Annotated in this window: 14 protein-coding genes and 1 riboswitch; of the genes, 7 read left to right on the forward strand and 7 right to left on the reverse strand. The window is 73.6% G+C overall.

The annotated features are described in order from the left end of the window. Nucleotides 1–22: 22 nt before the first annotated feature. The 3 genes from ACIPRD_RS31820 to abc-f form a co-directional block, all read right to left on the reverse strand. On the reverse strand, nt 23–826 hold the full coding sequence (locus tag ACIPRD_RS31820) for an enoyl-CoA hydratase/isomerase family protein (RefSeq protein WP_401568110.1): 804 nt from the start codon (nt 824–826) through the stop codon (nt 23–25). 128 nt (nt 827–954) lie between these two features. Then, nucleotides 955–1,176 (reverse strand): helix-turn-helix domain-containing protein, encoded by a 222-nt coding sequence (locus ACIPRD_RS31825; protein ID WP_004002281.1) that lies wholly within the window; start codon nt 1,174–1,176, stop codon nt 955–957. 335 nt (nt 1,177–1,511) lie between these two features. Next, nucleotides 1,512–3,110: a ribosomal protection-like ABC-F family protein gene (abc-f, locus tag ACIPRD_RS31830; protein ID WP_356411324.1), complete on the reverse strand. Its 1,599-nt coding sequence runs from the start codon at nt 3,108–3,110 to the stop codon at nt 1,512–1,514. 366 nt (nt 3,111–3,476) lie between these two features. Here abc-f and ACIPRD_RS31835 point away from each other — a divergent pair, with 366 nt between their 5' ends. Together ACIPRD_RS31835 and ACIPRD_RS31840 are read left to right on the forward strand one after the other, a co-directional pair. Further along, a complete protein-coding gene (locus tag ACIPRD_RS31835) occupies nt 3,477–4,364 on the forward strand; it encodes a neutral zinc metallopeptidase (RefSeq protein WP_356411320.1) in 888 nt (295 codons plus the stop codon). A gap of 128 nt (nt 4,365–4,492) precedes the next feature. After that, nucleotides 4,493–4,909 carry a VOC family protein gene (locus ACIPRD_RS31840; RefSeq protein ID WP_356411317.1) on the forward strand — a complete coding sequence of 139 codons (417 nt, stop codon included), beginning with the start codon at nt 4,493–4,495 and terminating at the stop codon, nt 4,907–4,909. A gap of 418 nt (nt 4,910–5,327) precedes the next feature. On the opposite strand, the gene ACIPRD_RS31845 is transcribed toward ACIPRD_RS31840, so the two are convergent. The 3 genes from ACIPRD_RS31845 to ACIPRD_RS31855 all read right to left on the reverse strand — a co-directional run bounded on the left by ACIPRD_RS31845 (nt 5,328) and on the right by ACIPRD_RS31855 (nt 9,078). Next, a complete protein-coding gene (locus tag ACIPRD_RS31845) occupies nt 5,328–6,737 on the reverse strand; it encodes a hypothetical protein (protein WP_356398979.1) in 1,410 nt (469 codons plus the stop codon). A gap of 343 nt (nt 6,738–7,080) precedes the next feature. Beyond that, the gene (locus ACIPRD_RS31850) at nt 7,081–8,208 is read right to left on the reverse strand and encodes an alpha/beta hydrolase (protein WP_401568115.1); all 1,128 of its coding nucleotides are present in this window, start codon (nt 8,206–8,208) and stop codon (nt 7,081–7,083) included. Between the two features lie 165 nt (nt 8,209–8,373). Beyond that, nucleotides 8,374–9,078: a class II aldolase/adducin family protein gene (locus ACIPRD_RS31855; RefSeq protein WP_401568186.1), complete on the reverse strand. Its 705-nt coding sequence runs from the start codon at nt 9,076–9,078 to the stop codon at nt 8,374–8,376. 390 nt (nt 9,079–9,468) lie between these two features. Here ACIPRD_RS31855 and ACIPRD_RS31860 point away from each other — a divergent pair, with 390 nt between their 5' ends. The 5 genes from ACIPRD_RS31860 to ACIPRD_RS31880 all read left to right on the forward strand — a co-directional run bounded on the left by ACIPRD_RS31860 (nt 9,469) and on the right by ACIPRD_RS31880 (nt 13,826). After that, complete coding sequence (locus ACIPRD_RS31860) at nt 9,469–10,281, forward strand: lysozyme (RefSeq protein ID WP_401568118.1); 813 nt, start codon at nt 9,469–9,471, stop codon at nt 10,279–10,281. A 128-nt stretch (nt 10,282–10,409) separates the two neighbouring features. Further along, a complete protein-coding gene (locus ACIPRD_RS31865) occupies nt 10,410–11,669 on the forward strand; it encodes an anion permease (RefSeq protein WP_401568121.1) in 1,260 nt (419 codons plus the stop codon). Between the two features lie 34 nt (nt 11,670–11,703). Then, nucleotides 11,704–11,931 (forward strand): hypothetical protein, encoded by a 228-nt coding sequence (locus ACIPRD_RS31870; RefSeq protein WP_356398971.1) that lies wholly within the window; start codon nt 11,704–11,706, stop codon nt 11,929–11,931. A 531-nt stretch (nt 11,932–12,462) separates the two neighbouring features. Further along, the gene (locus ACIPRD_RS31875; protein WP_356398969.1) at nt 12,463–13,320 is read left to right on the forward strand and encodes a helix-turn-helix transcriptional regulator; all 858 of its coding nucleotides are present in this window, start codon (nt 12,463–12,465) and stop codon (nt 13,318–13,320) included. 41 nt (nt 13,321–13,361) lie between these two features. Further along, nucleotides 13,362–13,826: a hypothetical protein gene (locus tag ACIPRD_RS31880; protein WP_401568125.1), complete on the forward strand. Its 465-nt coding sequence runs from the start codon at nt 13,362–13,364 to the stop codon at nt 13,824–13,826. Nucleotides 13,827–14,095: 269 nt separating this feature from the next. Here the strand turns inward: ACIPRD_RS31880 and ACIPRD_RS31885 are convergent, their stop codons facing one another. Further along, a complete protein-coding gene (locus tag ACIPRD_RS31885) occupies nt 14,096–14,281 on the reverse strand; it encodes a DUF397 domain-containing protein (protein WP_401568188.1) in 186 nt (61 codons plus the stop codon). Nucleotides 14,282–14,587: 306 nt separating this feature from the next. Next, nucleotides 14,588–14,662, forward strand: a riboswitch (cobalamin riboswitch). Nucleotides 14,663–14,776: the final 114 nt, after the last annotated feature.

Raw genomic sequence — 14,776 nt, forward strand, 5'->3', positions numbered from 1 at the left:
CGGTCGCGGTGGCGCGGACGGGTCAGTCGCCGATGCCGGCCAGGTCGCGCAGACGCCGGGCCTGGGCGGCGCGTTCGGCGGTGCGCTGCTCCTCGAACGTGCGGTCGCCGGCGCCGCGCAGCAGCGCCTTGGTCTCCACCACGGCGTCGCGCGGCGCGGCCAGCAGGGCCGTGACCAGGTCGTGCACGGCGGCGTCGAGCTCCTCGACGGGCACGGAGAGGTTGGCGAGGCCGGAGGCCACCGCTTCACAGGCCTGGACGAAGCGGCCGGTCACGCAGATCTCGAGCGCGCGGGCGTACCCCACGAGACCGACCAGCGGGTGCGTGCCGGTCAGGTCGGGGACGAGGCCCAGGCTCGTCTCGCGCATGGCGAACTGCACGTCGTCGGCGACGATGCGCAGGTCGCAGCCGAGCGCGAGCTGGAAGCCGGCGCCGACGGCATGCCCCTGGACGGCGGCGACGGACACGATGTCGCTGCGTCGCCACCAGGTGAACGCCTCCTGGTACCCGGCGATGACCTCGTCGATCCCGGCGTCGTCACGGCGCGCGAGGTCGATGAAGGTCGGCTCGCCCGCGATCCCCTCGGGGGTGAACATCTGCCGGTCCAGGCCCGCGGAGAAGGACTTGCCCTCACCGCGCAGCACGACGACACGGACGGACCCCGGCAGCAGCCGGCCCGCCTCGGCGAGCGCGCGCCACAGAGCGGGGCTCTGCGCGTTGCGCTTGGCCGGGTTGGTCAGCGTCACCGTGGCGAGAGCGTCGTCGACGGTGAGCCGTACGCCGTCCTTGTCGAGGACAGGAGCGAGGTCCTGGTGGGGCGAAGCCATGATGGCGCCTCCGATGGGTGCGGTCAGCACGCAGTGCCGTACGGCATGCGAAGTGACTGCACAGTAACCACCCGGCCGATCAGGTCATCGACCGGGTGGCCACCGTCGAAGCCGATGGCCGCCCGGGATCAGGACGACGCGGCCTTCTTGCCGCGCGTCGCGCCGCCACGCCCACGAAGCGTGACGCCCGACTCGCTGAGCATCCGGTGCACGAAGCCATACGAGCGGCCGGTCTCCTCGGCCAGCGCTCGGATGCTCGCACCGGAGTCGTACTTCTTCTTCAGGTCTGCCGCGAGCTTGTCGCGCGCGGCGCCGGTCACCCGGCTGCCCTTCTTCAGAGTCTCGGCCACCCGTGCCTCCTCATGGGAAGTGCGCTCTGGTCTCCTCATGATCACCCCTCCGGGGCGTGATGGCCACCCATTCGGCAAGGTCCGTGAGACATCGTTGTGACGACAGGAGCGCGTCCCCACATACGGAATTGCCTATTCCATGGCGCGGCGTCCGCACGGCCGAACGGGTGGATCCACGAAGTGCCAGGTCAGGAACGCGAAACGGCCGACCCCTTGGGGCCCAAGGGGTCGGCCGCGAAATCCGTGTAGGACACACCTCGATACGAGGAGATCTCACACAGATGATGGATCACGGATCGGCTGAATGATCCATACGCCGTGGATCAGGCGTTCGATCAAGCCAGGGCGACGAGATCCGCGTAGTCGGAGCCCCACAGGTCCTCCACGCCGTCCGGCAGCAGGATGATCCGCTCCGGCTGGAGCGCCTCCACGGCGCCCTCGTCGTGGGTGACCAGGACGACCGCGCCCTTGTAGGTGCGCAGCGCGCCGAGGATCTCCTCGCGGCTGGCGGGGTCGAGGTTGTTGGTGGGCTCGTCGAGCAGCAGCACGTTCGCCGAGGAGACCACCAGCGTGGCCAGGGCGAGGCGGGTCTTCTCGCCGCCGGAGAGGACCCCGGCGGGCTTGTCGACGTCGTCGCCGGAGAACAGGAACGAGCCGAGGGTCTTGCGGACCTCGACCAGGTCGAGGTCGGGGGCGGCGGAGCGCATGTTCTCCAGGACCGTGCGCTCGGGGTCCAGGGTCTCGTGCTCCTGGGCGTAGTAGCCGAGCTTGAGGCCGTGGCCGGGGACGACCTCGCCGGTGTCGGGCTGCTCCGCGCCGCCGAGCAGGCGCAGCAGGGTGGTCTTGCCGGCGCCGTTGAGGCCGAGGATGACGACCCGGGAGCCCTTGTCGATGGCCAGGTCGACGTCGGTGAAGATCTCCAGCGAGCCGTACGACTTCGACAGGCCCTCGGCCATCAGCGGGGTCTTGCCGCAGGGCGCGGGCTCCGGGAAGCGGAGCTTGGCGACCTTGTCGGACTGGCGGACCGCCTCCAGGCCGGAGAGCAGCTTGTCCGCGCGCTTGGCCATGTTCTGCGCGGCGACCGTCTTGGTGGCCTTCGCGCGCATCTTGTCGGCCTGCGAGTGCAGCGCGGCGGCCTTCTTCTCGGCGTTGGCGCGCTCGCGCTTGCGGCGCTTCTCGTCGGCCTCGCGCTGCTGCTGGTAGAGCTTCCAGCCCATGTTGTAGACGTCGATCTGGGCGCGGTTGGCGTCCAGGTAGAAGACCTTGTTCACGACCGTCTCGACCAGGTCGACGTCGTGGGAGATCACGATGAAGCCGCCGCGGTACGTCTTCAGGTAGTCGCGCAGCCAGGCGATCGAGTCGGCGTCGAGGTGGTTGGTGGGCTCGTCGAGGAGCAGGGTGTCGGCGTCCGAGAACAGGATGCGGGCCAGCTCCACGCGGCGGCGCTGACCGCCGGAGAGGGTGTGCAGCGGCTGGCCGAGGACGCGGTCGGGCAGGTTGAGCGCGGCGGCGATGGTGGCGGCCTCGGCCTCGGCGGCGTACCCGCCCTTGGTGAGGAACTCGGTCTCCTGGCGCTCGTACTGCCGCATGGCCTTCTCGCGGGTGGCGCCCGAGCCGTTGGCGATGCGCTGCTCGTTCTCGCGCATCTTGCGGATCAGCACGTCGAGGCCGCGCGCGGACAGGATGCGGTCGCGGGCGAGGACGTCGAGGTCGCCGGTGCGGGGGTCCTGCGGCAGGTAGCCGACCTCGCCGGAGCGGGCGATCTGCCCGGCCGCCGGGATGCCCTCGCCTGCGAGGCACTTGGTGAGGGTGGTCTTGCCTGCGCCGTTGCGGCCGACGAGGCCGATGCGGTCGCCCTTGGCGATGCGGAAGTTGGCGTTCTCGATGAGGACGCGCGCACCGGCGCGCAGCTCGATACCGGAGGCGGAGATCACGGACAGACTCCAGGGCGTACAGGGTGGGCGGTGGGCGGCTGAGGACGTTCCCGCCGTCTAATGCGCGAGGAGAATGGCCATGGGCCAAGTCTAACGGGGCCGTGCAAGCGGTTTTCCGTGCGCCCGCGCGTCTGCGGGGGCCGGCGGGGCGGTCGTTCCTGGTGGCGCGGGGTCCGCGGGCCGCCGGAGCGGGGCGTTGTGGTGTACGGCACGCCGGGGCGGGCGGCAGGCGGGGGCGGGCCGCGCCGGGCGCGCGGCGGCGTACCCCGTTCGGGCGTCCGTCCGGCGGTCCGGCGGGGGCGGCCGGGTAAGGATGACACCAGGACGCGGGCGACGGGCGCGGCGCGGGCAGAGGACGGTGGACGCGTGCAGTTCGACGACGACGCGAATCTGGACACCTCCGAGGTCCAGGACTCCCGCGGGAGCCGGATCCCGGGCGGCCGGGCGACCATCGGCGGCGGCGTCGTGGGCCTGGTCGGCCTGCTGCTGGCGCTCTTCCTGGGCGTCGGCCCCGACCAGCTGGGCCTGACCGACGGAGGGCCGCCCGCGGCGTCGTCCTCCTCGCTCGCCCAGGTCCAGCAGACCTGCCGGACCGGGCGCGACGCGAACACCCGGGACGACTGCCGGGTGGTGGCGGTGGTCAACAGCGTGCAGGACTACTGGTCGCAGGAGTTCCGGCAGCACGGGGCGCGGTACACCCCGTCGCCGACCGTCTTCTTCAGCGGGCAGGTGAACACGGCCTGCGGCACGGCGACCTCGGAGGTGGGGCCGTTCTACTGCCCCCGGGACCGGAAGGTCTATCTGGACCTGGGCTTCTTCGACGACCTGCGCACGAAGTTCGGGGCGAGCGGCGGGGCGTTCGCGCAGGCGTACGTCGTGGCGCACGAGTACGGCCATCACGTGCAGGACCTGATGGGCACCCTGCGCAGCACCCAGGACGGGCTGACCGGCGCGAACAGCAACTCGGTGCGCACCGAGCTCCAGGCGGACTGCTACGCCGGGGTGTGGGCGCACCACGCGACGACGACCCCGGACGAGTCGACGGGCCGGCCGCTGATCACCAGCCTGACGCAGGCAGACATCCAGGACGGTCTCGACGCCGCGGCGGCCGTGGGCGACGACCGGATCCAGGAGCGGTTCCAGGCGAGGGTGCGGCCGGAGACGTGGACGCACGGCTCGGCGCGGCAGCGGCAGCAGTGGTTCGAGCAGGGGCTGCGGACCGGCGACCCGGCCCGGTGCGACACGTTCCGCTGAATCCGGCACGTTCTCCTGAGGCCCGGTCAGGGGCGGCTGCGAGACTGGGCGGTGAGCCGCGGCGGATCATGACGGGCCGGCGCGGTTCGCGGCGAGTCTCCACGGACCGGCACGAAGGAGTGAGCGGCATGGCGGGCACGGGCGGTGGACGGCCGAGCGTCTATCCGGCGCTGCTGTACAGGGACGCGCGGGCGGCGATCAGACAGCTCACCGAGGCCTTCGGCTTCACGGAGCTGTCGGTGTACGAGACGGAGGACGGCACCGTGCTGCACGCCGAGCTCGTCCAGGGCGACGGCGCGGTGATGGTCGCCTCGCGGGGGCGCGGCGGTGTCTTCGACACGATGATGAAGGACGCGGGGCCGGCGGGGGTGTACGTCGTCGTGGACGACGTCGACGCCCACCACCAGCGGGCCGTGGAGCACGGCGCCGAGATCGTCACGCCGCCGACCGACCAGGACTACGGCTCGCGGGACTACCTGGCCAGGGACGCCGAGGGCAACGTCTGGAGCTTCGGCACGTACGCCCCGCAGATCGACGGCGTCTGACCAGCCCGGCGCGGGCGGCGCGGGCCTGCGGCGCGCCCGTGGCGCGGCCGCCGGTGCGGCTGAGGCCGCACGCACGCGCCGCCCCCTGCGCGGGCCCGCGACCCCCGCTCCCGGGCTCGCCGGGCCGCTCCCGGGCCCGCCGGGCCGTTCACGGGCGGCCGAGCAGCTCCTGGGCGGCGCCGCCCGTCGTTCGCCGGGCGCCGCTGTCCCCGTCCCCGGGCCGTCTGGCCGTTCCGGGCCGACACTGGGCGGCACCGCGTGGCCGGGCAGGCGGCGGCTGTAGTGCTCCGGGCCCGGCGCGCGGTGCCGGGCGGGCGGTGCCGGGCGCGCGGTGCCGGACGGGCGGTGCCGGACGGGCGGGCGGTCCGCGCCTGCCCGGGCGGCCGGCGGCTGCCGTGCTCCGGGCCCGGCTATCCGGCTATCCCCCGGTGTGGACCTGGAAGGCGGCGCGGCGGACGGCCTTGGCGAGGGCCGGGTCGGGGTGGGCGGCGGCGAGCGCGACCAGGACCTGCACGGTGCGCGGGTGACCGACGGCGCGCACCTCCTCCAGCAGCGCCGGCACGGTGGGCTGCACCGCGGCCTCCAGGTGCCGTACCAGCACGTCCGTCTCGCCGTGGTCGGCGACGGCGGCGGCCGTGTCGACCCACAGCCAGGTGGCTTCCTCGCGGGTCAGCACCTCGTGGGCGTCCTCGGGGTCGACACCGTCGTGCTCGGCGAGCCACAGCAGGGCGTACGGCCGCAGCGCCGGCTCGTCCAGCACCGCGCGCACGTCGGGCTCGGCGGGGGCGCCGACCGCGCGCAGCGCCTCGAAGGCGAGGCCGCGCAGCAGGGCGTCCTCGCCCCGGGCGGCGTGGATGAGTTCACCGACGGCGCTGCCGACGGGGCGGGCGGCGAGCCAGGCGCGGTACTCGGCGCGGGCCGCGTTGGGCCGGAGCTGGGCGCAGCCGCGGAGCATGTCCTCGGCGGACTGCTCGATGTTGCCTGCGGGGCTCTGGGCGGCCACGCAGATCTGCTCCAGCTTGACCCAGACCGCCCAGCTGCCGAGCGGGGTGAGCGTGGCGTGGCCGTCGCCGTGGGTGAGGGCGCCGACGGCGGCGAGCGCCCGCACGGCCCAGTCCAGGAGCGGGGCGAGCGGGGTGCCGGGCGCGGGCGGCGCCTCGGCCGGGCCGACCGGCTCGGCGGAGCCCGGCGCGTAGGTGACCTCGCAGCGGGCGGTGCGCAGTTCGATGACCCGCTGCCGGAGCAGGTCGAGCAGCTGCTCGACCGGGACGGGCCCGGCGGAGAGCTGGAGGAAGGAGAGCACCTGCGGCATGGCCGAGACCACTTCGGCGACGGCGGCCGGTTCGTGGTCCTCGGGCTCCGGCCGCGCGAGGGACCAGGCGTCGAAGAGGGCGACCCAGCCGCGCAGCACGGCGCTGTCGTCGCGGTCCCAGGCGCGCAGGCGCCAGCTGGGGCGGGCGGTGTCCCCGTGCACCTCGACGAGGCCGGCGAGCCGGGCGGTGTCCCATTCGGCGCGGACCTGGGAGGCGCTCAGGCCGAGTTCGACGGCGGCGAGTTCGGCGGTCGCCGCGGAGAGGGTGGCCTTGCCGTCGGCGGTGGCGCCGGCCCGGCCGGGGCCGAGGGCGGCATCGGCCCAGCGTGCGACGCGGACGGCGCCGAGCAGGCCGGTGCGTGCCATTCTGGCCAGTTCGGACGGGGCCGGGGTGCCCTCCGGAGGCCGGGGGGCGGGGCGCCGAGGGCGCCGCTGGTTCACAGCTCGGGGGGCGGCGGCCAGGGATCGAGGTCGGACGAGTCGGAGCCTGGAGTCGCGCGGGATACGGGACGTCACGGGTGCAGTCTTCCGGTTGACGGTCCGAAAACCCAAACGGAATGTCACGGGCGGCTACAGAGGTGGCCAACGCACGGGGTCCGGAACGGGTGGGAAGGCATGATCAGGCCAGCCCCGCGACCGCCGACGGCCTGAGCGGAACGACGGGCGGCGGCGGGGAACGGGCGGGCGGACGGTGTCCCGGCGGACCGGCACGACCGGTGCGGCCAGTGCGGCCAGTGCGACCGGTGCGGCCGGTGCCGCCGGCACAACAGGCACGACCGGTGCGGCCGGTGCAGCCGGCACAACAGGCGGTACAGGCACGGCGGCCGCGACCGTATGCCGCCGTGCCTGCGGCAGGGCCTCACATCAGCGGGATCAGGAAGCGCCGCAGGCGTTCCTCGTACTCCTCGGGGTCGACGTTCCACATCGCCGCGTGCGGGGCCTTCGGCACGGTGTGCAGGGACACGAGGTCGGGACGGCTCTCCGCGAGGCGGCGGGAGTACTCCCAGGGGGCCACCTGGTCGTCCGGACCGTGGAAGATCAGCGTGGGCACGTCGAGCAGCTCGGGGTCGGTGTTCTCGGTGATCTGCTCGGCCGTCAGCCCCGCGCGGCCCTGCGCCGCCCGCACCGCCAGCGGCAGCAGCGGGCCCGGGGTGTGGCGGGCCCGGGCGAGGGCGCGGAGCGTGGCCTCCCAGTCGAGCACCGGCGAGTCGAGGACGAGGCCGGCGATGCGGTCGCGCACGGGAGAGTGCTCGGCGGCGCGCAGGGCCATGGTGGCGCCGGTGGACCAGCCGAGCAGGACGACGCGGCGGGCGCCGTAGCGGACGGCGTAGCGGATCGCCGCGTCCACGTCGCGCCACTCGGTCTCGCCGAGGTGGCTCAGGCCGTCCGGCGGCGCTGGGGCGCCGAGGTCACCGCGGTAGGCGAGGGCGAGGACCGGCACATGGCGCTCGTGCAGGAAGCGCATGACGTTCATGGCCTGCTCGCGGGTGGTGCCCAGACCGTGCACCGCGATCACCCAGGTGTCGCGCGCCCCGGGGACGAACCAGGCGGGCAGCGCGCCCAGCTCGCCGGGCACGTCGATGTCGGCGTGGTCGAGGCCGAGGGCGGTGCCCGGGTTGCCGACGTACACGTTCGGGGTGAGCCAGACGTCGTCGCCGGCGGCCAGGGATCCGTGGGTGACGCGTTCGAGCCGCCGTACGACGGTGTCGGCGGTCTGTCCCGCCTCGGGCACCACGGGGCCGACGACCGCGTGGGAGCCGTCGCCGGCCAGGCCGTAGGTGCCGGGGCGCAGGGAGGCCAGGTCGCGGGTGAGCGTGATCCGGCCGGGCGCCGTCGCGTGCACGGTGAGCCGTGGCTCGGTGGGCAGCGGGCGTCCCGCGGGCGCCTTCAGCGCGGCGGCGCTCGCCAGCCGTCCGGCGGCCACGGACGCCGCCCCGGCGGCCAGCACGGTGGTGAGCGCGGCGGCGGCCGCTCTGGCTGTACGCACCCGTCCAGTGTCGTGGCGCTCGCCGGTCCCGGCCAGCGGAGGGGACGGGCGGGGCCGCGGGAGGACCGGGCGGGGCGGCCCGGTGGGCGGAACGGACCGGCGGGCGGAACGGACCGGCGGGCGGAACGGACCGGCGGGCGGAACGGACCGGCGGGCGGGCCGGTGTCAGGGGCGCTGCCCGTACCCCTTGAGGCGCTCGGCGGCCTGTGCCAGCTGCTCCCCGGTCAGCAGGGACGGGGTGAGGCCCGGCACCGAGGAGGCGGTGAGCCACAGGCGGCACATCCACTCCAGCTGGGCGGTGTGGTCGTAGGCGCGGCCGAGGCCGTCCGCGTGGGTGATGGTGCCGTGGTTCTGCAGGAGGCAGGCGGAGCGGCCGGCGAGGGCGCGCAGCATGTTCCCGGCCAGTTCGGCGGTGCCGTACGTGGCGTAGGGGGCGACCCGTACGGGGCCGCCGAGGGCGGCGGTCATGTAGTGGACCGCGGGCAGCTCGGTGACGAGGGTGGAGACGGCGGTGGCGTGCACGGCGTGGGTGTGGACGACCGCGCGGGCGTCGGTGGTGCGGTAGACGGCGAGGTGCAGGGGCAGTTCGCTGGTCGGCACGAGCGTGCCGAGCACCTGGCGGCCGTCGAGATCCACGCCGGTGATGTCCGCGGGGGTCAGCCGGTCGTACGGCACGCCCGAGGGCGTGACCAGCACGGTGTCCCCGACGCGCGCCGAGACGTTCCCGGAGGTGCCGACCACCAGGCCGTCGGCGACGGTCCGCCGGGCGGTCCCGACCAGTTCCGCCCAGACCCGCCTGAGCTCCCCGCCCAAGCCCTCGGCGTCCACGCCGTCCACGCCGTCCACGGCCCCGGCGTTGGCGCCGTCCATGTCCCCGGCGTTCGGGGCGTCCGGGGCGTCCGCGACTTGCCGGGCACCCCGCTCCTCTTCGGTTTCCTCGTCCGCGTGCCACCGCTGTTCGGCCATGCGGCGATCCTGCCAGGCGCCCCGCCCGGCGGGGAGGGGTCCGCCCGCCCGACCCGGCCCGCCGCCGTGCCCGGCGGGCCCCCTGCCGCGGCACGGCCCCGCCGCCCCGACGGTCGGCGGCCCTCGCGGCACGGCCCGCCCCCGCTCAAGGGGCCACATGTGCGACGGCCGTACCACCGAACGAGCGGACACGGTCACGGAGCAGGCGGAAATCGGCCACCCCGCGCACGCTCGCGCGTTCAATGATCCTTCTCGCCCGCTGGACCCCGCTCCGCCGCCGCCCCGGGGGGACGCATGGCCCGTGACCGCACACCGTCCCGCCGCCGCGTGGCGCTCCTCGCGGCGGCCACCGCGGTGCTCGCCCTCGCGGGTCCCCGCACGGCCGCCGCCGGACCGCCGGCCGCCCTCGCGGGTTCAGGCGCGGCCGCTTCCGGGCCGCCGGCCGCCCTCGCGGGCCTTCCCCGGGGGCACGACGTGTCGTCCCACCAGGAGCGGGTCGACTGGGACGCCGTCCGGTCCCTGGGCGCGCGGTTCGTCTACGTCAAGGCGACCGAGTCCACGGACTACCGCAACCCCTACTTCGGCCGGCAGTACGGCGGCGCGCACGAGGCGGGCCTGATCCGGGGCGCGTACCACTTCGCCCGGCCGGACCGGTCCTCCGGCGCCCGCCAGGCCGCCTTCTTCCTGCGGCACGGCGGCCGAGGGCGGGCGGACGGGCGGACCCTGCCGCCCGCGCTCGACATCGAATACAACCCGTACGACGAGCACCACAAGTGCTATGGCCTGAACCGGACGCGGATGGTGCGCTGGATCCGGTCCTTCACCGACGAGGTCAGGCGGGAGACGGGCCGCGACCCCGTCGTCTACACGACCGCCCACTGGTGGCGGGCGTGCACCGGCGACAGCCACGACTTCGCCCGGGACACCGCGCTCTGGATCGCCAGCCACGGCACACCGGACCCGGGAGAACTGCCCGGCGGCTGGCGGGACTGGACGTTCTGGCAGTACGGCACCGAGGGCGCCCTGCCGGGTGACCAGAATCTCTTCAACGGCTCCCCCGACCGGCTGCGGGCCCTCGCGCACGGGCGCGGGCCAAGGGGCGACTGAGGAGTCAGGCCCCAGCGGAATGCCGGCCACCCGATCCGGACACCACCATGCCCGCCCCAGTTCACCTTCCGTTCACTCAGGTTGCCTACGGTCCAACAGCCAACGACCTCGAACGATTGCCTGGGTAAATGGAAAACTTCTCGCTGATCCTCGCGATTGTGGTGGTAACCGCACTCGCGTTCGATTTCACGAACGGTTTTCACGACACCGCCAACGCGATGGCCACGACCATCTCGACCGGTGCACTCAAGCCCAAGGTCGCGGTGGCCATGTCCGCCGCACTCAACCTTGTGGGCGCTTTCCTCTCCGTGGAGGTCGCCAACACGATCTCCAAGGGTCTCGTCGATGAGAACGGCATCCGTCCCGAGGTCATCTTCGCGGCCCTGACCGGCGCGATCCTCTGGAACCTGGTGACCTGGCTGGTGGGCCTGCCCTCCAGTTCCTCGCACGCCCTGATGGGCGGCCTGATCGGCGCCACCGTGGCCTCCGCCGGCTTCGGCGCCGTCCACGGCGACATCCTCGTCACCAAGGTGCTGCTCCCCGCGGTCGCCGCGCCGATCGTGGCCGGGCTCGCCGCGATGCTCTCCACCCGCTTCTCCTACGGCATCGGCAAGAACGCCGACGGCGAGGCCACCCGCAAGGGCTACCGCGCCGGGCAGATAGCCTCCGCCGGCCTGGTCTCGCTGGCCCACGGCACCAACGACGCCCAGAAGACGATGGGCATCATCACCCTCGCGCTGGTCGCGGGCGGTGCCGTCGCTCCCGGCTCGAACCCTCCCACCTGGGTGATCCTCTCCGCCGGCCTGGCCATCGCGCTCGGCACCTACATCGGCGGCTGGCGGATCATCCGCACCATGGGCAAGGGCCTGACCGACCTGGAGCCGCGCCAGGGCTTCGCCGCGCAGACCAGCGCCGCCACCGCCATCCTGGCCTCCTCCCACCTCGGCTTCTCGCTCTCCACCACCCACGTCGTCTCCGGCGCGGTGATGGGCGCGGGCGTCGGCCGCAAGGGCGGCGTGGTCCGCTGGTCCACCGCGACCCGCATGTTCGTCGCCTGGGCGCTGACCCTGCCGGCCGCCGCGCTGGTCGGCGCGGGCGCCGAGTCCGTGACGGATCTGGGCGACTGGGGCACCGCGCTCGTCGCCGTCTTCCTGATCGGGTCCAGCGCCGCGATCTGGAAGTACTCCCGCCGCGAGGTCGTCGACCACACCCACGTCACCTCCGACGAGGCCACCGAGCCGGTCGGCGCGGTCACCGCCGCCATCGCCGCGGTCGCCCCGCCGCCCACCGGCGCGGTCATCGAGGACCTGGCCGTCACCATCCCGGCCCAGACCCTCACCGAAGCGGCCCCCGTGACGCCGGCGGCCCCGCCGACCGCCGCGGCCTGACACCCGCGCCCCGGCAACTGAAGGAAGCATCCTCATGAAGATCGACTGGGCGTCCATCGGCTCCGTCTTCGGTGTCAGCCTCGCGGTGACCGTCGGCCTGGTGGCCCTCTTCACCCTCGGGGTCAACGGCCTGGCCCGCCGCGAGAAGGCCGCGGCGCAGGGCGGCTCCGCCGCACTCGCGGTGGCCGGCGCGTACGTCTGCTTCGCGGCCTGCGCGGCGGCGGTGGCCTACGGCATCAGCCTGATCGTGGTGAAGGCCTGACCCGCCCCCGCACCACCCGGCCCGCTCCGACGCGGGCCCGCACCACCTGAGACCGGCCCATGGCGCTCGCCATGGGCCGGTCTCGTCGTACCGCCCCGCCCCCTCGCCGGACCGCGCGCCGCCTCCGGAGCCACGCCAGGAGCCACGCCGGAGCCGCCCCAGGAGCCACCCCGGAGCCACGCCTGAGTCGCCCCACGAGTCACCCCGGAGTCACCCGTGGAACAGGCGTGCCCCTCGGTGCCCCTGTGGCGACTGTGGCCCAAGAAATTTCTCCGTGACGCGGCCGGTCCCACAGGAAACTCCGTGCTCCGGCGTCCCACCCGCAACTTCTGCACTCGCCCCCGCAAGGCCTTCTGCGCTGCTTGCGCGGTTTTGCCTGCATTCGACACAGCGGTGCGCGCCTGCCCAAAAGACACATGTCATACTGACGCACGCTAGCCGCCGTGGTCTAAGTCACCTACTCTCATGGGTAGTTACTGTTCCGATGGTGGCAGGCCGACGAGTCAACAACGACATGCGGCAGGGAGCACCATGCCAAGAGACACCGACCCGAGCCTCAACCGGCGAAGGCTGCGCATCGAACTGCGCAAGGCCCGTGAGAACGCCGGGATGACCCAGCGGGACGCCACGAAGGCGCTCGAATGGTCGCTCTCCAAGCTGATCAGGATCGAGGCCGGGACGGTCAGCCTGGGCGTCACCGACCTGCGGGCCCTGCTGCAGCTGTACGAGGTCACGGATCCCGCGGTGGTCGCGGAGCTCGAGGACGCGGCGCGCGGCTCGAAGGGGCAGTCGTGGTGGGCGCAGTACAGCGATGTGGTGAATCCGCAGTACGCGCTGTACCTGGGGTACGAGGGATCGGCCGACACCATCAGGATGTACAACCCGGTCATCATGCCGGGTCTCATCCAGACGGAGGACTACGCGACCGCGCTGGTGTCGGCGCAGGGGTCACCGCAGACCCTGCGCCAGATGGTGGACCTCCGGCTCACCCGGCAGGAGCGCTACTTCGACGGCGACGACGGCCCCGAGGTCGACATCGTGCTGGACGAGGCGGCTCTGCTGCGCCAGATCGGCGGACCGGCGGTGGCGCGCCGGCAGACCGACCACCTGCTGAACCTGATGGAGCTGCCGCGCGTCACGCTGCGCGTGCTGCCGCTCTCCGCGGGGGCGCACTTCAGCGTCACCGCGCCGTTCATCCTGCTCAGCTTCAAGGATGACGACGACCTGCTCTACGTGGAGGGTCCGGGCGGCGGTCTGTCGAGCCGCGACGACCTGAACCTGATGGTCCGTTACCAGGAATGCTTCGAAGAGATCAGCGCGATCGCTTACGAGGGCGACCGGGCGCGCGAACTGCTCGTCGCGGTGAGAGAGAGTCTGGACAACAGCTGACCCCGGGGTCGGACGACCCGGGCGGGAACGGGGGTGGGCCCATGGCGGTCTACGGGATACGGGCGTGGTGGCAGCGGCTGCGCGCGGTGGACGCCGGGCCGGAGAACCCGCTCGCGCCGGACGACAACGCCATCAAGATCGAGGCCATGAAGCAGCCGGAGTGGGTCCAGCGGCTCATCCAGCTGGAGCAGGCCAGGGCCTCGAACGAGATCCGGCTGCTGTCCGTGCGGCTGCTCCTGGGCACGGCGTGCGGCAGCTTCCTGCTGCTCAGCATCGCCCTGGCCGCACGGGTCGCGCCCGGCTTCACCTTCAGCGCCGGCACACCGCTGACCACCGCGGTGACCGGCGCCGTGGGCGCCTCCCTCGTCACGGCGGTGGGCGCCGGACTGGGCCGGGCGCTGCGCCGCCGTACGGAGGGTTCGGGAACGGGCGGGGTCAGCGATGAGGCGCGCTCCGGGGCTGAGCCGCCGCAAGGACACGGTTCAGGACCCGGAGCCGCTCCGTGACCGGGGCCAGCCCCCACCACAGGCCCGCCGCCAGGGCCACCAGCGTGGTGACCGCCAGCCAGACCACGCCCCGCATCGCACCGCCCGGCACCAGGAGGGCACCCAGCGCGCCCAGCCCCACCGCGACGGCTCCGCTGGCCGAGGAGAAGAGGATCAGCGGGCGCGCCCCCGAGGTGCGGCGCCCTGTCGCATCCGTGCTCCCCGTGCCGGCCGAGGTCGTACCTTCGGCTCGGTCTCGCATGTGCGTACCTCCCGTCCCCCCGGGCGGATCACGAGCCGCCCGCTCCCGGCTCCACAAGCTCCGTCAGAAAACCACACCACGCCTCCCGGCAAAAGACGAGCACGCGGTCGCCGCCGGGGCGCTTCGAATCACGCACCAGCACGCGCTCCTCCCCGAGGAACGCCTCCACGCATTCTCCCCCGCCGCCGCCGGAGTGACTGCTTCTCACCCACACGCGTCCGGACGGCTCCCTGCTTGCCAACGCCCGCCTCCTTCTGACTCGCGCACCCCCACGGGCTGCGTCGTCGGCGCCGGGCCGCCACCGATCGTGCTCGCGCTCGCCGTCTCAGGCGCGCATCCGGCCGCATCAAGGATCCTTCCCCGCCAGGCCGATCGCGAAGAGCCGAAAAGAAGTCGTTTCAAGTCACCGGTCCCACACCATCGCTATGAGCCTCGGCACACCGGCCCGCCGCAGGTCAACGGCAGGTTGACGGCCCTTCCGGGCGCGTGGTGGACTTCCGGAGCCATGTACGGCGGCAGCAGAGGAAGTCCGGTGCGAATCCGGCGCGGTCCCGCCACTGTCACCGGGGTAGTGATCCCCGGGAGCCAGGAACTCTCGCCGCCGGTCTCGTCGAACCAGGGCGTGGACACCCTGAGTGAGGACAAACCGCCATGCTCGGCTGCCCGTTGAGGACCAGTACCAGGACCGCCCCCGCGCCCACGGCCGGCT

It is taken from the genome of Streptomyces sp. NPDC090108, assembly GCF_044747185.1.
Lineage (GTDB): Bacteria > Actinomycetota > Actinomycetes > Streptomycetales > Streptomycetaceae > Streptomyces.

What these genes read in the sequence shown, in the direction of transcription:
- ACIPRD_RS31870 (WP_356398971.1), top strand. Translation starts at nt 11,704, where the DNA reads ATGAAGATCGACTGGGCGTCCATCGGCTCCGTCTTCGGTGTCAGCCTC.
- ACIPRD_RS31880 (WP_401568125.1), top strand. Translation starts at nt 13,362, where the DNA reads ATGGCGGTCTACGGGATACGGGCGTGGTGGCAGCGGCTGCGCGCGGTG.
- ACIPRD_RS31860 (WP_401568118.1), top strand. Translation starts at nt 9,469, where the DNA reads ATGGCCCGTGACCGCACACCGTCCCGCCGCCGCGTGGCGCTCCTCGCG.
- ACIPRD_RS31865 (WP_401568121.1), top strand. Translation starts at nt 10,410, where the DNA reads ATGGAAAACTTCTCGCTGATCCTCGCGATTGTGGTGGTAACCGCACTC.
- ACIPRD_RS31855 (WP_401568186.1), bottom strand. Translation starts at nt 9,078, where the DNA reads ATGGACGGCGCCAACGCCGGGGCCGTGGACGGCGTGGACGGCGTGGAC.
- ACIPRD_RS31875 (WP_356398969.1), top strand. Translation starts at nt 12,463, where the DNA reads ATGCCAAGAGACACCGACCCGAGCCTCAACCGGCGAAGGCTGCGCATC.
- ACIPRD_RS31840 (WP_356411317.1), top strand. Translation starts at nt 4,493, where the DNA reads ATGGCGGGCACGGGCGGTGGACGGCCGAGCGTCTATCCGGCGCTGCTG.
- ACIPRD_RS31820 (WP_401568110.1), bottom strand. Translation starts at nt 826, where the DNA reads ATGGCTTCGCCCCACCAGGACCTCGCTCCTGTCCTCGACAAGGACGGC.